Below are 20,887 nucleotides of genomic sequence, written 5' to 3'. Positions count from 1 at the left end.
CTTTACCGGCAGCTTCAATGAGAAAGTCATGAGAAATTTCATTCTGCGTCGTTTGCTTCAAACCATCCCGATGTTGTTCCTCGCTTCGCTGCTCATCTTTATGCTGTTTGCCAAAACGCCGGGCGATTTTATCGACGGAAATATTACCCTGACCGCACAGCGTGCCGCCGAACTCAAAGCGTTATATGGCCTCGATCAGCCGCTGCTTAGCCGCTATCTGCACTGGCTGGGGAATCTGCTTCAGGGCGATCTGGGTTTTTCACTGCAATATCAGATCCCGGTGAGTCAGTTGCTGAATCAGTACATCTGGAACTCCTTCCTGCTGGCGACCATCGCCATGGTGCTGTACTGGGGTATCGCGCTGGCGGTGGGCATTGTTTCTGCCATGAAACCCTATTCGCTGTTTGATCATGTCGTCAGCGTGGTGATATTCGCGGCGATGTCATTCCCGACGTTTTTTCTTTGCCTTCTGCTGATCAAATGGTTTGCGGTTGATCTCCACTGGCTGCCGGTTGGCGGCATGACCAATACCGGCAGCGACGCCACGGGCTGGGCCTGGGTGATGCAGGTCGCGGCGCACCTGGTATTACCGGTGATTGCGCTGGTGATGCTTCAGGCGGGCAGCCTGACGCGCTATTTCCGCGCCAGCATGCTGGACGTCGTCCGCATGGATTTCATCCGCACCGCGCGCGCCAAAGGGCTTCGCGAGCGCACCGTCATCCTCAAACATGCACTGCGAAACGCACTGCTGCCGATTATCACGCTGTTAGGATTCGAGCTGCCGGGGCTGTTTTCCGGTGCGCTGATCACCGAAAAGGTCTTTAACTGGCCGGGCGCGGGGCACATTCATATTGATTCGCTGGCAGCGCGCGATTATCCGGTGCTGATGGGATTTACGCTGTTTCTGGCGGTTCTCACCATTCTGGGCAACCTGATTGCCGATGTGCTTTATGCGTGGGCTGACCCGCGTATTCGTGTGAGGTCGTGATGTTTGGATCATTATTTTCAGCCAACCGCCGGCTTCGTCAGGCGGAAATTCCGGCGATGGCGCAGGTGACACCGTCACCGTGGCAGCAGGCCTGGAAATCGTTGCGCCAGAACCGGCTGGCGATGTTTTGCCTCATCCTTCTGCTGGTCATGGCGGTCTGGTGCATAGTGGGCCCTTACTATTCGCCATGGCGCGATGACGCCACCGATGCGCTGATGATTAATAAAGCGCCAAATGCCGATCACTGGCTGGGCACCGATTTTCTGGGGCGCGACGTTTATACGCGCCTGCTTCTGGCCGGGCGTATTTCGCTGATCATCGGCCTGCTCACTATGCTGCTCTCCGTGACGCTCGGCTATCTGATGGGTGCCGTTTCGGGGTATCTGGGCGGCGTTGCTGACAAAATCATCATGCGTTTTGCCGATCTGGTGATGACCATTCCGAGCCTGCCGCTGCTGATTGTGATGGGTGCGATGCTCTCGGAACTGGATTTTTCGCCGGATTCGCGCGTCTACATGGTGATCGTGATGCTCAGCTTACTGGAATGGCCTAAGCTGGCGCGTCTGGTGCGCGGGCAAATTCTGTCCCTGCGCGAGCGTGATTTTATGCTGGCGACGCAGGTGCTCGGGCTATCAGCGCGCCGTCGTCTGTTCGGCCATCTGTTGCCTAATACCGTGCCCATTCTGGTCGTGATGGCGACGATGGCGGTGGCAAACGCCATTCTCAGTGAATCGGCGCTCAGCTATCTGGGGTTGGGCGTGGTGCCACCGACGCCTTCATGGGGAAATATGATGGACGCGGCCAACAGCCTGATCGACTTCCAGCGTCGTCCGTGGTTGTGGATGCCGCCGGGCGTAGCGATTTTTATCACCGTTATTGCGATTAACGTACTGGGCGATGGCCTGCGCGATGCGCTCGATCCCAAGATGAAACGGAGCAAAAAATGACTGAACCGTTGATCCGTTTTAATCAGCTTTCGCTGTCTTTTTCCAGCGATCAGGGGCGTGTGCGTGCAGTGCAGGATGTCACGTTTGACGTTCAGGCCGGGCAAACCGTCGGCATTGTGGGCGAATCTGGTTGCGGAAAAAGCGTCACGGCGATGTCGCTGATGGGATTATTGCCGCCACAGGCCGCGCGCATCGATGGCGGCGAAATCCTGTTTCAGGGACGTGATTTACTGAAATTGCGTCCTTCACAAATGGCGGATTTACGCGGCAACCAGCTGGCGATGATTTTTCAGGAACCGATGACTGCGCTCAATCCGGTGCTGACCATCGGTGAACAACTGGTTGAGCCGCTGATCCGCCATCTCGGGGAATCGCCAAAACCGGCCTGGGAAAAGGCAACGAAGATGATCACTGAGGTCGGGCTGGCGCGTGCAGAAAGCCTGATGACCAGTTATCCGCACCAGCTTTCGGGCGGTATGTTACAGCGCATCATGATTGCGATGGCGCTGAGTTGTAAGCCGCAACTGCTGATCGCCGATGAGCCCACGACGGCGCTGGACGTCACCGTACAGGCGCAGATCTTACGGTTGTTACGCGATCAGGCGCGGCAAAATCATATGGCGCTGATGCTGATTACGCATGATCTGGGCGTGATCGCGCAGATGGCCGATCACGTGGTGGTGATGTACGCCGGGAAAATTGTTGAGCAGGGCGCAACGGCGGAGGTGCTGCGTAATCCGCTGCATCCGTACACGCAGGGGTTGATCGCGTCGCGGCCCACGCCGGGCGAGCGTCGCCGGCGGTTGTATTCCATTCCCGGTCAGGTGCCTGATCTGGCTGCGCTGCCGCCGTACTGTGCTTTTACCGACCGTTGTGAACGTGCCACCGACCGCTGCCGTCAGGGGATCCCGCCGCTGGAAGGGCGGTCGCGGCAGGCGGCCTGTTTTTACAGCGGGCTGAGTCCGGCAAATGAGATGATGCAGAAGGAGTTGCAGCCATGAGTACCGACAATCTGATGAGTACTGACTACCTGATAGAAGTGGATGGTCTGAAGAAACACTTTCCGATCCGCGACGGCGTATTCGGGCAGGAAACCGGCCAGCTGCGCGCGGTAGATGGCGTCAGTTTTAACATCCGCAAAGGCACGATCTTCGGGCTGGTGGGCGAATCCGGCAGCGGCAAAACCACCGTCGGCAGAACGCTTCTCGGGCTCTACGATAAAACGGCGGGCAGCGTGAAGTTTCGTGGTGAAGACCTGCACCGGCTTAAACCGAAACAGCTGAAAGCGCTGCGACCGAAAATCCAGCTGGTTTTTCAGGATCCTTACAGTTCGCTGAATCCGCGTATCCGTATTGGTGACGCGATCGGCGAAGCGATGCTGGAACATAAACTCTGCTCACGTGCTGAACTGCACGGCAAAGTGCTGGAAGTGATGAAAATCTGCGGGCTGTCGCCGTTGCATTACAATCGCTTTCCCCATGAATTTTCCGGCGGGCAACGCCAGCGTATTGGTATTGCGCGGGCGCTGATCCTGCAACCGGAATTCATTATTGCCGATGAGCCGATCTCCGCGCTCGACGTCTCGATTCAGGCGCAGATCATCAATTTATTCTCGGATTTACGCGACGATCATGGCGTGACGTTTCTGTTTATCTCGCACGATCTGGGGGTGGTGGAACATCTGTGCGACGACGTGGCGGTAATGTATCTGGGGCAACTGGTGGAAACCGCGAGCCGCGATGCTTTATTCCGCCAGCCTTTGCATCCGTATACGCAGGCATTACTGGCCGCCGTGCCGACGCTTGATCCTGACAGCGAGCCGGTGGCAATGGTCAGCGGTGAAATTCCGGATCCGTCAAAACCGCCGCCCGGCTGCCGTTTCCATACCCGCTGCCCGCGAGCGACCGAACGTTGCCGCGCTGAAGTTCCGTTACTGCGTGAAGTGGAAAGCGGCCACCGCGTCGCCTGCCATCTGGTGTAATTTCCGGCTCTTTCCCGCCGCGGCTGGCCTTAGTCTTCCAGCATGCGGCGGGCTTCACTTTGCATTTTCTGCCCGACGTTTTGCGTCACTTCAATCACCTTTTGCGACGCGGGTGAAAGAAATGCGCCTTCCCGCCAGGTAATGCCCACACGGCGCGGCATCATCAGCTGATCGTTATCAATCCGGATCAGCCGGGAAATAAACTCTTCCTCGACCAGAATGTTTTCAGAAAGAAAACTGAGCAGGCCACTTTTGGCGATCAAACCAGGCACTGACGCCAGCGAGCTGATTTCCACTTTAACGTCCGGCAGCGGGCAATGATTTTCATAGAACATCTTGTCCAGCCACTGGCGCATCGACACGGTTTTGGCCGGTAAAATCCAGCCGTAACGGCTCATGTCGCGCAGCGAAACTGGCCTGCCCGCCAGCGGATGATCGCGGGACGCCGCGACAACCACGCGATCGGCGGTAACCGGCACCTGAACCACCGGGCTTTCATAGTTCACCAGCGGCCCGATAATAATGTCGATGACGTGGCGCTCCATCAGCGTGAACAGCACGTCGTTCATGCCGATCTGGATTTCCAGTTTTACGTTGGGAACCTGTAATTGCAGCGTTTTGCAGATTTCCGGCAGTAAAAATTGCGTCGCGGAACCCGACACGCCGACACGCACAATCCCGCCCGCGCCACTGCTCAGTTCCGTCATGACTTCTGCCATCTCATGATAGGAATTTTGCAGCGCCAAACCCCGCTGATAAAGAATGCGGCCCGCCTCGGTCAGCTCCAGACCCCGGCCGACTCTTTTAAACAATTTAATGCCGAGTTCTTTCTCTAAACGGGTGATGGATTTCGATAGCGCGGGCTGCGTAATATTTAAATTTTGTGACGCAAGTCTCAAATTTATCATCTCCGCAGCGGTGACGAAATAATCTAAGTCCCTGTTATTAATCATACATTCCTGAAATTCATCGGTTTGGTAAAAAAATATAGTAGAAGGCATGAGAGGCGCGGTCAATAATCTCGCGATCTTTGCAGGGGCGTGAGCGCCTCCGCAATCTGAACGCCAGTGAATTCACCTGTTTTATGTAAAATAAGAAACTAAGCGCATCTATGAAAATTGTTAATTTCACCCTCAGTAAAGACCACACCAAAAGCTTCGGCATCTTCCAGACAGACGGCATTATTGATGTCGGCCGTCACTCAGGTTGCCGGGATATTAACGAATTCATGGCGCATCATCAGCTTGACGAATTGCAGCGCTATGCGCAGCTTCCGGCCGATCTTCAGCTGAGCGACATCAGCTTCCTGCCGGTGATTGACCGCCCGGGCAAAATCTTCGGCGTCGGCATGAACTACGCCGAAAAGCGCAAAGAGTTCAATGAAACCAGCGATGCGCCGACGTTATTTGTCCGCTTCGCGGATTCGCAGGTTGGCCATAACGGCATCATCATCAAACCCGCCTCTTCCAGCCAGTTCGATTACGAAGGGGAACTGGCGATCATTATCGGCCGCACCGGCCGCAATATTCCGGCTGAAGAAGCGCTGAATTTCATTGCGGGCTACAGCTGTTATATGGATGGCTCGGTGCGCGACTGGCAGCATAAATGGTACACCGCCGGGAAAAACTGGCCTGCCACCGGCGCGTTCGGACCGTGGCTGGTGACGCCGGATGAAGTCGGCGATCCGCAGAATCTGAGCATTAAAACCTGGCTGAACGACCGGCTGGTACAGAACGACACCACGGCTAACATGGTGCATACCATTCCGCAGATGATTGCCTATATCAGCACGTTTACGCAGCTTTCGCCGGGGGATGTGATCATGACCGGTTCACCGGGCGGCGTGGGCAAAAGCCGCGTACCGCCGCTGTACCTGAATGACAATGACACGATTGAAGTGGAAATTGAGAACATCGGTCGCTTGACCAATAAAATCCAGGCAGCAGCCAGCGCCGCCGCCTGAATTTAACGCACCTGATTGACCAGAGGCACCGATTTTTCGGTGTCTTTGTTTTTAACGACCATCAGATATGTCAGCGTAAATGACAGCCCCAGCGATAACACCACGCCCATTACGATATAAATAAAGTACGGACCGATGTAGGCGGGCAGGCTGAAAATGCTCGACAGAATATAGCCGTACAACCGCACCCCGAAGAACGCAATAAATGCCGACGCCACAGAACTGCTGATCGTGGTGGCAATAAACGCTTTTTTATAGCGTGTCAGCACGCCAAACAGCGCCGGTTCTGTGATCCCCAGCAGCCCGGAAATCGCCGCCGACAGCACCACAGATTTTTGCTCGCGGGTTTTCACGTGGAAATAAATTGCGAAGGTCGAACCGGCAATCGCCATGTTGGCCATGAACATCATCGGCATCAGCATGTCCCAGCCCTGATCGGTGAAGTTCTGCAAAGCAATTGGCGTCATGGCGTGGTGCATTCCGGTGAGGATCGCCACCGGGCGGATCGCGCCAACGATGAAACCGGCAAACACCGATGACACTTCAAACAGCCCCTGAATACCCAGCGCCAGCAGTTTACCGAGGTAAATTCCGGCCGGGCCAATCACTGTCAGCGAAACCAGCGCTGCAATAAATAACGTCAGCGTTGGCGTGAAAACGGTTTTCAGCACGTCGGGCATGATTTTGTCCACCCAGCGGTGGATGTAGCTCAGCGCCAGCACCGAGAAAATCACCGGAATAACGCTGGCCGAATAGTTAAATACCGAAACCGGCAAGATATCCATGAAATACAACGCCGTTGGCGCACCCGCAGTATGGCTGGCGAGCGCTTTTGCGGCGTCAATCAGCGTCGGATACATCAGGCAGGCGGCGACTGCGGCGGCCAGATATTCATTGGTTTTGAAAATTCTGGCGGCGGAGACTGCGAGGAAGAACGGCAGAAAATAGAAAACACCGCTGGCAATCAGGTCAATGATCATCACGGTTTCGCTTTTCGCTGAAATCACCTTGAGGGCGATTAAACCGGCCAGCAAACCTTTGATCATCCCTGCGCCCGCAATGGCCGGAACGATCGGGCCAAACACGCCGGACACCGTGTCCATGAACATCGAGATCAGACTTTTGCGCGCATTTGTGGAAACATTTCCTGTTGGCTTTGACGCCGGATCCAGCTGCGAAACAATCGCTTCGTACCAGGTATTCACTTTCGGGCCGACAATAATCTGCACCTGACCGCTCTGGCTTTGCGCACCCAAAACGCCGGGCAGATTTTTTATCTCATCCCACGCCACTTTATTTTCGTCGGCTAAATCAAAACGCAGACGGGTCATGCAATGCCAGACTTTATTAATATTTTCTGCACCGCCGACGCCTTTAATAACGGACTGCATTATTTCTGTATTCACCCTGAACCCCGCGACGGAAATTGTATTTTTATTCTCAGATGGGAAGGGAGTGTAATGAGCGTGGTTTTTAAAAACAAACCAATAAAACAGGATCTCGGTCACACAATCCGCTATTTAAGCCTTATCAGACTGGATTTTATGATAATTGGTCTGGTTTTTTGCGGTAATTGGCCGGTCTTTCATACCAAAATAAATGCATGAAATTAAGGTTTACAGCCGGGCGTAAAATACGGTGAAATAACCGCAATACGAATATTCCCGCACTCTTTTCCATAAAAGAGCTGAAGGCCATTATTAAGGATTTTCCATGAAACCTGTGCTGATTACGCATATTGAATGCCAGATAACGCGCCCCGATCGCCATAATCTGGTGGTCGTCAGAATTGAAACTGACTGCGGTGTTTTCGGCCTCGGCTGCGCCACATTCCAGCAGCGTCCGCTGGCGGTGAAACTGATGGTCGATGAATACCTTAAACCGCTGCTGTTAGGCCGCGATGCAAATCACATCGAAGATATATGGCAGATGATGATGGTGAACGCGTACTGGCGTAACGGGCCGGTGATTAACAATGCCATCGCGGGCATCGATATGGCGCTGTGGGACATCAAAGGCAAGCTGGCGAATATGCCGCTGTATCATTTATTCGGCGGTAAATCGAAAGATGCGGTCACCGCGTACAGCCACGCGGCGGGGGAAACGCTGGAAGATCTGTACGGCGAAGTGGATCGTCTTCTGGGCGAAGGTTATCGCCACATCCGTTGCCAGCTGGGCTTTTACGGTGGTAACGCGCGCGATTTCCACACCACGCGCGAACCGGCGGCGGGCGCGTATTACGATCAGGATCAGTACATGGATAACACGCTCGCCATGTTTAAAGCGCTGCGTGAAAAATATGGCAATCAGTTCCACATTCTGCATGACGTTCATGAGCGTCTGTTCCCGCAACAGGCAGTGCAGTTTGCCAAAGCGGTGGAACAATATCGCCCGTATTTTATTGAAGATATTTTGCCGCCAGATCAAAACGAATGGCTGACGCAGATCCGCAGCCAGACCGCCGTACCGCTGGCCACCGGCGAGCTTTTCAATAATCCGGCGGAATGGAAGGATCTGATCATTAATCGCAGGATCGACTTTATCCGTTGCCACGTTTCGCAAATCGGCGGTATCACGCCTGCGCTGAAACTGGCGCATTTCTGCCAGAGTTTTGGCGTGCGTCTGGCCTGGCATTGCCCGCCGGACATGACGCCAATCGGCGCGGCGGTGAATACGCACCTGAATATTCATCTGCATAATTCTGCAATTCAGGAATTTGTTGCTTATCCGCCCAATACGCAGCAGGTTTTCCCCGGCGCGCAGACACCGGTGAACGGGTATTTTTATCCGTGTGAAGAAGCCGGGATCGGCGTGGATTTCAACAGCGAGGCGGCGAATGAATTTCCGGTGGTGTATCGCCCGCATGAATGGACGCAAAGCCGCCTGCCCGACGGCGTGATCCACACGCCTTAAGTCTGGCGAAACGCCAGATTATCCTGATTAAACGGGATAACGTAAGTGCATGAATAATCGATATCGAGGATATCGCTGAACGCGTAAACACGGCCGCCCTGCAAAATCCCTCTGTTGGTGATCTGCATGGCGGCGATGCCTTTCTTGCAGCCCAGCAACTGCGCCTGCTCTTTGCTGACGGTGACCGCCTGATAACGGGTGAGGGAATGCGAAATCGCGAAGCCTTTATTCAGAACGTATTGCTGAATGGAATGCTCGATCGTTTTCTGATTCAGATCCGCAAAACCTTCGGCGGGCATCCGTGAATACTCAATCTGTACGTTGCGCTGGCTGATGCGCCGCAGACGGGTAAACGCCCAGATAAAATCATCCGCGGTTAAATCGAAAACCTGCTGTTCTTCGCGGTCAGGCCGCCGCTTGTGCAACTCCAGCATTTTGAAACTGATGTCGGTGAATTTCTTCTCGGTAATCGAGTTGTACACCAGCGGATTACTGCTGACGCCCGCATTGATATAAATCCCCGAGCCTTGCACGATGCGCACCGCGCCGATACTCACCAGTTTTTCCAGCGCCTTGCGCACGGTAAACCGCGACACACCATACTCTTCCGCCAGCTGGCGCTCCGGCGGCAACTTTTCCGGCAGGGATCCGCTGTGCTGATAAATCTTGCTCAGCAAATCCTGAGCGATAAATTCACTTTTTTTCATCGGCGCCTGGCTTATTTGAGACCGGAAGATCGGGAACGCATTGAAACATGCGACAGGCAGAAAGGGCAAATTACAGCCTGAAGGCTGTATTGGATTTTTACAGCTTATAGGGTGTATTTAGCAATTACAGCTTTTAGGGTGTATTTTATAAAATACAGCTTATAATCTGTATAACGCCCGCTTTACGAAGATTCAAGACCTATGAAAACTGTCTATCCGTTAAAAACACTCAGCCAGTTACGGCCAATACTCGTTGGCTTTCGAAAAGCCAACGGGCTGACACAGAAAGAGGTGTCTGAAAAACTGGGTATCACGCAGCAGACCTATGCCCGTCTGGAAGCGAACCCTGCTTCCGCCAGTCTGGACAGATTGTTCCGTGTATTTAATGTGTTAGGCATTGAAATAGTCTTTTCTTCCGAATCCGATCCTGAGGTTCTTTCAGCAAATGAAATCACGCAGGATTATTTAAGCTCGCCCGCCAGAAAGGAACAGTGGTGATGAAATGCGTCGTGTGCAACAACGTTTAGCGATATGGATGAACGGTATTCCTGTGGGGTACTGGGAAAAGCAAAAAGGTGAAGATCGGTTGCACTATTTATCCAAATGGATGGCGGACGAACAGGGCAGACCGTTGTCGCTTTCACTGCCATTTACGCCAGGAAATCAGGTGCATCGCGGAACTGTCGTGCGCGACTACTTTGATAATCTGTTGCCGGACAGCGAAGGGATCCGGCGGCGTCTGGCCATTCGCTATCAGGCCGAAAGTCTCGAACCCTTTGATTTACTGACCGAGCTGGGGCGTGATTGTGTGGGAGCGATTCAGTTACTTAACGAAGAGGATGTACCTTCGGGGATATTTACGATCAGGCAACGTCCTCTTTCTGAAGGGGACATTGCCGCTCTGCTTCGAAATACCGTTTCCACGCTGCCGGGGCGAAACGATCAGGATGAAGATTTGCGTTTGTCCATCGCGGGTGCACAGGAAAAAACGGCACTTCTGTGGCATGAAGGACGGTGGTGTCTGCCGGAAGGAAATACGCCAACCACGCATATTTTCAAACTCCCTTTGGGGTTAGTGGGAAATATGCAGGCGGATATGAGCACTTCTGTAGAAAACGAATGGATTTGTTCTCTTATCATTGAGCAGTACGGTTTGGCTGTTGCAAAAACACGGATTGCACAATTTGAGGAGATGAAGGCACTGGTCGTTGAGCGTTTTGACCGGAAACTATCTTCTGACAAATCATGGTGGATACGTTTGCCGCAGGAAGATATGTGTCAGGCGATGGGGGTTTCACCGCTTCGAAAATACCAGTCGGATGGGGGGCCGGGAATAACGGATGTCATGGAAATACTCAGCCGTTCTGAACGGTCACGGCAAGATCAGTATCAGTTTTTCAAAGCGCAGATAGTCTACTGGTTGCTGGCCGCAACGGACGGGCATGCCAAGAATTTCAGCATTGCGCACCAGCCGGAAAATCAGTACCACATGACGCCGTTGTACGACATATTATCGGCCTGGCCGGTGATCGGGCATGGCAATAGCAAGATTGCGTGGCAGAAATGCAAACTCGCGATGGCGGTTAGGGGTAGCAGCAATTATTACCTGATCAGCAAAATTCAGCGACGGCATTGGGTTAAGCATGGAGAGCTGACCGGGGTTGGGAAACAGCAAACTGAAGCAATGATTGAGGAAATAATTGCCGCCACGCCGGACGTTATCGAAAACGTGGCAGCACAACTTCCTGCGTCATTCCCGGCTGAACTTGCAGACTCTATTTTCACCGGAATGAAGCTACAACTTGCAAGACTGACGGCACAACCATAACGCTTTCATCATCCCCAAACAAAAAAGCCCGCCAGTTCACACCGGCGGGCTTTTTTGTCAGACTTAAACGACTTCTATATGAGGAGGTCATTGTGCTTAGCAAGATATTAAGTTGAAAGCAGAACAATTATTTTATTTAGAAAATTCAATTTCTTCCTCCGTGAAGTTAGCACTGTGATTACAACGTCATTTCATCGACAATAATTTTTCATAATCCGGAGAAATGTGTGGAATTTCTTCACGACTGCCATCCGGGTACGTTGCAATTATATTTCCAGGTCTATCAGGCGGATCTAAAGTCACAACCTTCGTAAAGTGAAGGGTAGGTTCGATGAAGATGGTTTGGGTGTTATTGAGCATGAAACGCCTGCGCCATTTCTCAAGCTCTGTATCTCCCCCAAAAAACTTTAAACTCGCACTATTGCCAATGTGATGGCTCACCATAGGAAAGAAATCAGCCTTCAAATCAAGATTTCCATTTGCCTTTATTGCCCTGCCTGTTCCATAACCGTCGCTGAGTCCATAATCTCCAAAATCAAATATATAGCTCGTTTCAATGACCTCTTTGCCCTTCACGAGAGGATTGTCGTCGGCGATCCTGAAGCTGACCTTTATGGAATTCAGCTGCCACTGGCAGGGACCGCCGCCGTCAATGGCGATACGTTGTTGTCGGATACCATTACTTCCCTGCGTGCTGAAAGCTTGTTTGAAACCGTTGTATCCCCGGATTTCATAAGCTTCATTGCTTGAGTCGTAACTCTTGGTTTTGCATCGCTCTGAGCGATAAAGCATTTGCATCGGCAGCAGCGTGATACCGTCAGGAACCTTTACAGAGACCGTCACGCGCCGGGCATTTTCCGGTGGCGACAGCGTTTGGTCTGTACGGTCATAACATCCAGAAAGCAGCACGAGCACTGGCAGAAAAATCGTAATTTTATTTAGAAAATTCAATTTCTTCCTCCGTGAAGTTAGCACTGTGATTAAAACGTCATTTCATCGACAATAATTTTTCATAATCCGGAGAAATGTGTGGAATTTCTTCACGACTGCCATCCGGGTACGTTGCTGTTAAATTGCCAGGACGTATTTCAGGAGGATTTAACACAACTACTTTATTGAAATGAACTACAGGTTCTATATAAATATTTTGGGTATTTTTAAGTCTAAATCTCCTTCTCCACTGTTCATATTCTGTATCTCCACCAAAAAGAGCCAAATCAACATCATTATCTAAATGATTAATTAACATAGGGAAAAATATAGTATTTAAATTTATGTTTCCGTTTATTTCTTTCGCCCTTCCAGTGCCGTAGCCATCACTGAGCCCGTAGTCATCAAAATCAAAGATGTAATTAGTTTCGATAACATTTTTTCCCTTCACTAGTAGGCTGGACGGGGGCAATGTAAAGCTCACCCTGAGAGAATTAAGCTGCCACTGGCAGGGGCCGCCGCCGTCGATGGCGATACGTTGTTGTCGGATACCATTACTTCCCTCCGAGCTGAAAGCTTGTTTGAAACCGTTGTATCCCCGTATTTCATAAGCTTCATTGCTTGAGTTATAACTCTTGGTTTTGCACCGCTCTGAGCGATAAAGCATTTGCATCGGCAGCAGCGTGATACCGTCAGGAACCTTGACAGCGACCGTCACGCGCCGGGCATTTTCCGGTGGCGACAGCGTTTGGTCTGTACGGTCATAGCATCCAGAAAGCAGCACGAGCACTGGCAGCAAAATCGTAATTTTATTTTGAAAATTCAATTTCTTCCTCCGTGACAGCAGCAAAACGGATCAAGGCGTTCTTGCCTGTTTCCTCTGATCGGGTACGGTTTAGTGTCACCGGCAGCATATCCTGGAGTGCAATAAATTCCCGGTTTCGCTGGATTTCATCCTGATTACCCTGCGCTGAAGCGCCTTTTTCAATTTCCTGACTGAACTCTGCCCGCTTCTCCTTTCTGCTCATGGGAAGGTCCGGGTTTGCCAGTTCAAGCACCTGATTATGGATATAGGGCAGGTAACGATGTGCCATCGAATGACTGAGGGGATTGCTTAAAAGTCCGTCCAGTGAGGGATTAGTATTACGGGGAAAAGTATTTCGCAGGCTGGCAACATCCAGGCACCCGATAAACTTCGCCTGGTGCTCGCCGGTTGCATTCAGGCATTCATCATTGAGTGACGGAACCAGAAAGAGTTTCACTGACTCCTCGTTGCAATAATACACCACGCCGGGTGCCGGATTATCGCTACCGCCTCCGCCTATCCACGGCACATTCTGATGACGGGATTTCATCACACACTGCTGAGCCTGGAAAAATATCACTGTTTTACCGTGGTGCCAGTAGGGATCTTTCTTCCCGGCAACGCCTGCTGACTGAAAAGCGAGATCCCGCACAGCGACCCCGAGGCCTGCTGCCGTTGTCAGTGACCAGTCAAACCCCAGCTTGTCGCCTAACGGTCCCCATTTTTCATAGAATCTATTATCGAGATCGGCATCCGGGGGTATTTGCGTGACCGTGTCATTGTCGTTGACGTGCCGGTAGTGCGTCACGGTGTCCAGAGCCTGAACTGCCGTCCGGGTGAACGTTCGCGGCATCCCGTAGGTATACAATACCGGATGGCTGTTTTTCATTTCTGCCGCATAGGTTAGCGCCAGTGCACCACCCAAACTATGGCCGCAAATGAATAGCGATTTCCCTTTATCTAACGATGTTTGGATTGCTCGGAAATCAAATCGCTTAGCAAATTTCCGCTTTGCCAGTTCGTAAGCCTCTAAAAAACCGCCGTGGATATTGCCGACACCACCAAGTTCTGACAGACATTTTTTAGGCGCAAACGAGATATCTGTTAACCCGTTCAGCAAACTGTCCGTACCGCACCACGCCACGATAATGTGAGCGCCGCACTCAACTATGAACAGCCGGGTATCGCCTTCAGGCTGTTCACTTTCAGTGGTACTCAGATAGACAGGCGCAAGGTAGCGTTCCCGAAAGGGTACATCCACTGCCAGCGTATGAAAGAAAGAGGGGAACTCCGCAAAATGGGGGATTGCAGACAGATCGAGGCATTTTTGCCCGAAAAAGTATGCCACGGTTTTATTCTCTTTTTCAGCTGAGTAGGCGAGGTCAGCCATAATGCCGAGGTTGAGTCCGTTAGCAAGATCGTAATCCGTGGTGTCATGCAGCGCCAGCACCCAGGCACGGAACGGGCAGATTTCAATGACGTGCCGCTTATTGAGAAACTCGTGGCTAATCTCCGTTCCTTTCAGCGCACGCCCCGCAGGAAAATGAAACTCCGGAGGCTGCGGATCCGTCCAGCCTTCCATGTGTGGCAACCGGTCGCAAAGTTCACCAATGGTCACGTAGCGATGTTTGTATCCGGCCGGTTCGGCAATTTCCTGTACGTCAGAACGCCAATTTTTATCCCGCGTTTCCCGGTGAAAGGCGTTTTTGCTTACCGGCTGGCTGTTAGGGTTGCGCCGGAGCCCCAGAGGACGCTGTTCCATTTCATCGGCTAACTGCTGAGCGTCTGCTTTTACATCGACCGTGATCCAGTACATGTCGTCAAACCTGACTAAACCCTGACTGTCGGTAATACCGGCAGGAGGATTCGGCGGCGGTGTGGGATTAAACGGGTTGTTGCCAAATTTGCCCCAATGAGCCACCTCCTCTGATGTGGCCAGTGGATGGTATTCCAGAGTTACCTTTAACCCGGTGACGGGTTTATTTTTCTCATCAACAAACTGGAGTTCCAGCCAGTATTTTCGGGGCTCACCGCGGCAATAAACGACTTTGCCTTTGGGCATAATACTGGTCATACAGGTGTTGTCACCAACGATTTCCATATCAATTCCTTGTGATGGGTAAGGTAATCGCCACATCATAGTCGCCATTTGACTTAACCAAAATTTTTTTATTTGAATTGGTTTTAAATTACGACCTCATTCGGATATTTTGCGGGATCCCCAAACAAAAAAGCCCGCCAGTTCACACCGGCGGGCTTTGTTTTTCGACAAAATTAAATCGAATTACTTCTGATCAGGTAATGCGTAGGCAATCACGTAGTCGCCGCGTTCTGCGGACTGACGTGCGCCACCGGCGCTGATGATGATGTACTGTTTACCGGTTTTCGGGGAAACGTAAGTCATCGGGCCGGACTGGCTGCCCACCGGCAGGCGGGATTTCCAGATTTCTTTACCGGTTGCGGTATCGAACGCGCGCAGATAGAAATCCTGCGTACCGGCGAAGAACAGCAGGCCGGATTGCGTTGACAGGCTCGCGCCCAGCGTTGGCATACCGACTTCCATTGGCATACGCATTTTGATGCCCAGCGGACCGGTGTCTTTCACCGTACCGACAGGAACCTGCCAGACGATTTTACCGGTTTTCAGGTTAACCGCAGACATCGTACCGAACGGTGGTTTCTGGCAGGGAATGCCCAGCGGAGACAGGAAGCGCTCGCGAACTGCGCCGTACGGCGTACCGTCCATCGGCACCATCCCCATCTCAATACCGCTTGCGCCGGTCGGAACCTGTGCACGCGGAACCATGTAGTTCGCCAGACCCAGACGCATATCATTCACGAACATGATAGCGTTGTTCGGGTCAACCGACACGCTGCCCCAGTTCATGCCGCCCAGAGAACCCGGGAATTGCAGGGAACGATCCAGACCCGGAGGCGTATAAACGCCTTCGTGACGCATGCCTTTAAACTCGATGCGACACAGCAACTGATCCATCGGCGTTGCGCCCCACATGTCAGACTCTTTCAGCGTCTGGTTGCCGATGTTTGGCATACCGACGGAGAAAGGCTGCGTTTTGGAGTAGCGTTCGCCAGGGACGTTACCCTGCGGCACTTCGCGGTTTTCAACTTTCGCGACCGGCTGGCCGGTTTCGCGGTTCAGCATGAAAATCATGCCTTGTTTGGAGGTCTGCACCAGAACCGGCGTGCTGCCACCTTTACCGTCCGGCAGGTCATACAGCAACGGCTGAGACGGCAGGTCAAAGTCCCACAGATCGTGATGTGTGGTCTGGAACGTCCAGCGAACTTTACCGGTTGTGGCTTCAACAGCGACCACGGATGAACTGTATTTATCATCCAGCTCGGTACGCGTGCCGCCGAAGAAGTCAGGCGTGGCGTTGCCGGTTGGCATATAAATCAGACCCAGTTTCGGATCATAAGACATCGCTGACCAGACGTTTGGCGTACCGCGCGTGTACGTCTCACCTTCCGGTGGCAGTTTAGTGATGTTCGGATTACCCGGATCCCACGCCCAAACCAGTGCGCCGGTGTGAACGTCAAACGCACGCACCACGCCCGGAGGTTCGCCGGTGGAGAAGTTATCGGCAACACGGCCACCGACCACGACCACATTACCCGCGACGAGCGGGGTAGAGGTCTGCTGGTAGTAGCCCGGTTTCACTTCACCCATGCCGACTTTCAGGTCAACCACGCCGTTGTCACCGAAATCAGCACAAGGCTTGCCGGTGTCGGCGTTGATGGCGATCAGACGCGCATCAATGGTTGGCAGGAACAGACGACGTTCGCAGGTTCCGCTCACGGTACCGCCGGTGGCCGCAGGTGCCTGTGGCGCATCAGAAACCGGAGCAGCCGCTTCGGAAGCCGCTGGTGTTACCGGCCCGGCCGCAGGAACGGCTGCCGGTTGAGCTGCCGGAGCCTGTGACGCCGCGCTGTTCTCGCTGCTGTTCTCGTAATAGCCCAGACCACGGCAACGCTGCCAGTTCGGTGCAGTAGAGTTGGAGTCGTAAGCCCAAAGTTTTTTACCGTCATCCACAGAAAGCGCGATCACTTTGCTATACGCGGTACACACAAACAGCTTGTCACCGATTTGCAGCGGTGTGTTCTGGTCTTCTGCACCGGAACCGTTGCTCTGCGGGATATCGCCGGTATGCGCAATCCACGCAACCTGCAATTTATCGATGTTGGTTTTGTTGATCTGATCCAGTGCAGCAAAACGGTCGCCTGCGGTGGTGTTACCCCAGTTCGCCCAGTTTTTCTGTTCCGCACCTTTATCAACCGGTTTAACCGGAACCTGATCGTTGTCGGCGCTGATGATTGGCGTCGGGACGAACGTGTTACCGAATGCCGCGATCAGGGCAACTGCCAGCACGGCGGCGAGCGTAAAGCTCGGTCCTTTGCGGGCAACAAGGCCCGCGCGCGTTTTCAGCAGCGGATACGCCAGTGCGACGAGGAAGGCCAGAACACCAAAGGTGAACAGGCGGGAGAACAGCGGCCAGAAGGTGAAGCCGGCGTCCCAGATAGCCCAGATAACAGAAAGCACGAAGGCGATGGCATAGAGCCACGCGCCCGAAGGCTTGCCTTTGAAAATTAAAACGGCGGAAACGACGAGCGCCAGACCCATCAGCAGGAAGTAAATGCTTCCTCCCAATGTGGCCAGATACGCACCGCCGATGCCGAGTGTCAGGCCGATAACGGCCATCAGCGCACTCAGCAGCCAGAGGAGCCAGGTCCATTTACTCTTAGTTGTTGGCATGATTTATCTCACTGCACTTATGTTGTCGACAAAAATATTGTAGTCAAGATGTGGGAAAAGCTGGAAACACGTAATGAACACCCGTTATCAAATGAACCAGATAGGACAATTTCGCGCAAATAGTAATACTTCTCATCGGGGTTGTGAATGTGTAACGAAGAGTTTGAAATTAGGTAAATTATTATAAGTGAGATTACTCTTTGTGCGGCTATGAGATAGGGTATTGATATTTATAGATTAAATAATTTAACTTATTCAAATAAATGATGTTTAAACGATGATTTATAGCTTTTAAGTCTATGTGGGCGCACTATTTGCCCACGTGAGCGTCGTTTGGCGTGAGGAATGTGACAGAGATCACTAAGAAGTATGATTTTGTGTGAACCTTCTGGGGCGTTTTACTGGCGTGGGCTGCAAATAGCTACAGATAGCCTTCGATTAACGTCTTCATTTCTTTAGTAATATGTTCTACCAGACGACTTTTCGGGATCTGCGGTGGAAATACGGCAAGATAGGCAATACTTATATCTGGCGTAAATGGCTTGAGCACAATATCGCTCTTGTGGCTGCGCGCCGTAATGTAATCGACGATGCCGATGCCCAGATTATTCCCCGCCATGATGCAGCAGTTATTAAGCGACGTTTCGATAGGGTTGTTCATATACAAGTCGAGACGGCTCATGACCTGATCCAGCTGTTCGCGCAGCGGCGTTTTCCGGCCGGGAATAATGGGGCGATAGCGGGTCAGATCCATGGCGGTGACCACATCCTGTTTCGCCAGCGGATGCCTCGGCGACATCACGGCCACGGCTTTGGCGGTTGCCAGCTTCTCGGCTTCAAGCCCCTTTACATCGGGCTTTCCGAAGATAAACCCAACGTCGTACTGGTTGCCGGTCACCACATCCATAATGTGCGTCGTGCTTTCGATATCGAGAAACAGCGAGATATCCGCAATCTCTTCAATCAGCGGCGGCAGAACGTGTTCGACGCACAACGGCGAAAGCGCCGCGACGCTGCCTATGCGCAAAACGCTGCCTTTTGAATGACGGATTTCGTCGGCGATACGTGAAATATGTTCAAGTCCGAGGTAAAGACGTTCGACTTCACGGTACAACTTGATGGCATCGTCGCGCGGGATCAGCCCGCGTCCGTCGCGGTCAAACAGCTTCAGATCGATGGCATATTCAAAGTCGCGGATCAGCCTGCTGACCGCGGGCTGCGTGACATTCATCATATTCGCCGCCGCCGTAATCCCGCCAGTGAGGATCACTTTGTGAAAGGCTTCGACCTGTCGGGGATTAATTTTCATAATATTTCCTCAGAATCCATAACATTTGTTTATGGATGTAACACAAAATACAATTTTCAATCCAGAAGTCCACCCCCTAGACTCCAATTTACGATCTGTCACACATTGCCTGAAAATCTAAAAAAATTAAGGGTTAAATGCATGAGAAAGTCCGTTCTGGCCGCAGTGTTTTCCTCGGCGCTGGCCACCATTTCCGGGTTTCAAACCTTTGCAGCACAGGCCGCTGACCTGAATATTGGTCTTGCTGCGTCAACGACTTCGATGGATCCTCAGTTTTACGTGGGTGGCGCCAACAGCGCGATGGCCCGCAACATCTTTGACGGTCTGGTGAATCAGGACGAAAAACAACACATTTCGCCTGCACTTGCCGTCTCGTGGAAAGTTATCAACGACACCACCTGGGAATTCGCATTGCGTCCCGGCGTGAAATTCCACGACGGCAGTGACTTCACCGCCAAAGACGTGATCGCCAGCATCAAACGCGTGGCGCTGGCCTCTAAAAACAGCCCGAGCGCCTACACGCCTTATGTCAACGACATTGCTGACGTCACGGAAGTGAACCCGTTAACGGTGAGAATTGTCACCAAAACGCCGACACCTTTATTGCTTAACAACCTGAGCCGCGTGGCAATTTTACCGGCGCGTCTGGAAACGGTGCCGTCGCAAACCCTGAACGAAGGGAAAGACGTTATTGGCACAGGGCCGTTCAAATTTGTCAGCTGGACGCCGGACGACAACGTGGTGCTGGCGCGCAATGACCAGTACTGGGGCGGAAAATCGCAGTGGGACAAAGTCACGTTGCGCGTCTTCAAAAACCCGAGCGCCCGCGTGGCCGCGATGCGTTCCGGTGACGTGGATTTAATTGAAAGCGTGCCGACGGCGGACGGGCGGGATCTGGCGAAACAAACCAGCCTGCATCTGGAATCTGTCGCCGGTAACCGCATTTTGTATTTACACCCAGATCAGGATCGCGATGTGTCGCCGTTTGCCAAAGGGCCGGACGGCAGCAATCCGCTGAAAAAGCGGGAAGTGCGCGAGGCGATGTCGCTGGCGATTAACCGTCAGGCAATCGTTGACCGCATTATGGACGGGCAAGGCGTTCCGGCGTCGCAGCTGGTGCCGAAAGGGTATTTCGGCTACACGCCATCGATTGCCGCACCGGTTTATGATCCGGCAAAAGCCAAACAGCTGCTGGCGCAGGCGGGATACCCGGACGGTTTTACCCTGACGTTCCACGCGTCAAACGACCGTTATCCGAACGATTCTAAAATTGCGCAGGCGCTGGGTCAGATGTTCAGCCGCGTGGGCATCAAAACCGATGTCGTCACCATGCCGGGCAGCGTCTATTTCTCGCGGGCGTCAAAGCGTGATTTCAGCCTGATTATGGGCGGCGCGGCGATTGAAACCGGCGAAGCGTCGGGCGTGCTCGGGCCGCTGCTCGAAACTTTCGGGCCGAACGGCGGGCAGGGTAACCGCGGGCGTTACTCGAGTCCTGAATTTGATAAAACGCTGGCCAAAGCGCGGGAAACCCTCGACGACGGTCAGCGCGAAAAGCTGTTGCAACAGGCCACAGAGATTGCGATGAAGGACGAAGGCACCATTCCGCTGCTGTTCCTCTCGTATACCTGGGCGATGAAAACGCCTTACAGCTACACCGGCCGATCTGATGGCTACACATTGCCGTACTTTGTCCATCAAAAGTAAGTGTTCAGCGGCATAAGAACACGGACAACGTGCATACCGAA

Annotated in this window: 17 protein-coding genes; 9 read left to right on the top strand and 8 right to left on the bottom strand. The window is 52.7% G+C overall.

The window, feature by feature from the left end:
* The first annotated feature begins 28 nt into the window (after positions 1-28).
* The 4 genes from IV433_RS03840 to IV433_RS03825 are packed head-to-tail and all read left to right on the top strand — an operon-like array spanning position 29 to position 3,916.
* Positions 29-988: an ABC transporter permease gene (locus IV433_RS03840; protein WP_152326710.1), complete on the top strand. Its 960-nt coding sequence runs from the start codon at positions 29-31 to the stop codon at positions 986-988.
* Positions 988-1,935 carry an oligopeptide ABC transporter permease gene (opp4C, locus tag IV433_RS03835; protein WP_195813087.1) on the top strand — a complete coding sequence of 316 codons (948 nt, stop codon included), beginning with the start codon at positions 988-990 and terminating at the stop codon, positions 1,933-1,935. The genes IV433_RS03840 and opp4C overlap by 1 nt, the downstream gene beginning before the upstream one ends.
* Positions 1,932-2,936: an ABC transporter ATP-binding protein gene (locus IV433_RS03830; RefSeq protein WP_195813086.1), complete on the top strand. Its 1,005-nt coding sequence runs from the start codon at positions 1,932-1,934 to the stop codon at positions 2,934-2,936. Before opp4C ends, IV433_RS03830 begins: the two co-directional genes overlap by 4 nt.
* A 14-nt stretch (positions 2,937-2,950) precedes the next feature.
* On the top strand, positions 2,951-3,916 hold the full coding sequence (locus tag IV433_RS03825) for an ABC transporter ATP-binding protein (protein ID WP_195813501.1): 966 nt from the start codon (positions 2,951-2,953) through the stop codon (positions 3,914-3,916).
* A gap of 29 nt (positions 3,917-3,945) precedes the next feature.
* Here IV433_RS03825 and IV433_RS03820 read toward each other — a convergent pair whose 3' ends face one another.
* Complete coding sequence (locus IV433_RS03820; protein ID WP_195813085.1) at positions 3,946-4,869, bottom strand: LysR family transcriptional regulator; 924 nt, start codon at positions 4,867-4,869, stop codon at positions 3,946-3,948.
* Positions 4,870-5,027: 158 nt separating this feature from the next.
* Between IV433_RS03820 and IV433_RS03815 the strand changes: the two genes are divergently transcribed.
* Positions 5,028-5,879 (top strand): fumarylacetoacetate hydrolase family protein, encoded by an 852-nt coding sequence (locus IV433_RS03815; protein ID WP_195813084.1) that lies wholly within the window; start codon positions 5,028-5,030, stop codon positions 5,877-5,879.
* A 2-nt stretch (positions 5,880-5,881) separates the two neighbouring features.
* Here the strand turns inward: IV433_RS03815 and IV433_RS03810 are convergent, their stop codons facing one another.
* Positions 5,882-7,270 (bottom strand): PTS transporter subunit EIIC, encoded by a 1,389-nt coding sequence (locus IV433_RS03810; protein WP_195813500.1) that lies wholly within the window; start codon positions 7,268-7,270, stop codon positions 5,882-5,884.
* A gap of 322 nt (positions 7,271-7,592) precedes the next feature.
* Here IV433_RS03810 and IV433_RS03805 point away from each other — a divergent pair, with 322 nt between their 5' ends.
* A complete protein-coding gene (locus IV433_RS03805; RefSeq protein WP_195813083.1) occupies positions 7,593-8,792 on the top strand; it encodes an enolase C-terminal domain-like protein in 1,200 nt (399 codons plus the stop codon).
* Here the strand turns inward: IV433_RS03805 and IV433_RS03800 are convergent.
* Positions 8,789-9,499 (bottom strand): GntR family transcriptional regulator, encoded by a 711-nt coding sequence (locus tag IV433_RS03800; RefSeq protein WP_104925221.1) that lies wholly within the window; start codon positions 9,497-9,499, stop codon positions 8,789-8,791. The two genes, IV433_RS03805 and IV433_RS03800, sit on opposite strands and share 4 nt — an antisense overlap.
* 201 nt (positions 9,500-9,700) lie before the next feature.
* Between IV433_RS03800 and IV433_RS03795 the strand changes: the two genes are divergently transcribed.
* A complete protein-coding gene (locus IV433_RS03795) occupies positions 9,701-9,997 on the top strand; it encodes a helix-turn-helix domain-containing protein (protein ID WP_195813082.1) in 297 nt (98 codons plus the stop codon).
* A 4-nt stretch (positions 9,998-10,001) separates the two neighbouring features.
* Positions 10,002-11,327 carry a type II toxin-antitoxin system HipA family toxin gene (locus tag IV433_RS03790; RefSeq protein WP_195813081.1) on the top strand — a complete coding sequence of 442 codons (1,326 nt, stop codon included), beginning with the start codon at positions 10,002-10,004 and terminating at the stop codon, positions 11,325-11,327.
* Positions 11,328-11,513: 186 nt separating this feature from the next.
* Here IV433_RS03790 and IV433_RS03785 read toward each other — a convergent pair whose 3' ends face one another.
* From IV433_RS03785 to IV433_RS03765, 5 genes are all read right to left on the bottom strand, one after another.
* The gene (locus IV433_RS03785; RefSeq protein ID WP_195813080.1) at positions 11,514-12,278 is read right to left on the bottom strand and encodes a hypothetical protein; all 765 of its coding nucleotides are present in this window, start codon (positions 12,276-12,278) and stop codon (positions 11,514-11,516) included.
* Between the two features lie 37 nt (positions 12,279-12,315).
* Entirely contained in the window at positions 12,316-13,083 is a 768-nt protein-coding gene (locus IV433_RS03780; RefSeq protein WP_195813079.1) for a hypothetical protein, read from the bottom strand.
* Entirely contained in the window at positions 13,067-15,163 is a 2,097-nt protein-coding gene (locus IV433_RS03775; protein ID WP_195813078.1) for a lipase family protein, read from the bottom strand. Before IV433_RS03775 ends, IV433_RS03780 begins: the two co-directional genes overlap by 17 nt.
* A 183-nt stretch (positions 15,164-15,346) precedes the next feature.
* Positions 15,347-17,833, bottom strand: a complete 2,487-nt coding sequence (locus tag IV433_RS03770; RefSeq protein ID WP_195813077.1) for a membrane-bound PQQ-dependent dehydrogenase, glucose/quinate/shikimate family — start codon at positions 17,831-17,833, stop codon at positions 15,347-15,349.
* Positions 17,834-18,254: 421 nt separating this feature from the next.
* On the bottom strand, positions 18,255-19,142 hold the full coding sequence (locus IV433_RS03765) for a LysR family transcriptional regulator (protein WP_195813076.1): 888 nt from the start codon (positions 19,140-19,142) through the stop codon (positions 18,255-18,257).
* Positions 19,143-19,283: 141 nt separating this feature from the next.
* Here IV433_RS03765 and IV433_RS03760 point away from each other — a divergent pair, with 141 nt between their 5' ends.
* On the top strand, positions 19,284-20,846 hold the full coding sequence (locus tag IV433_RS03760; protein WP_195813075.1) for an ABC transporter substrate-binding protein: 1,563 nt from the start codon (positions 19,284-19,286) through the stop codon (positions 20,844-20,846).
* Positions 20,847-20,887 lie beyond the last annotated feature (41 nt).

The sequence above is a fragment of the Rahnella laticis genome, from assembly GCF_015644585.1.
Lineage (GTDB): Bacteria > Pseudomonadota > Gammaproteobacteria > Enterobacterales > Enterobacteriaceae > Rahnella > Rahnella laticis.
The sequence above is the reverse complement of the archived record's forward strand: the minus strand, read 5'-3'. Positions and strand labels throughout refer to the sequence as shown.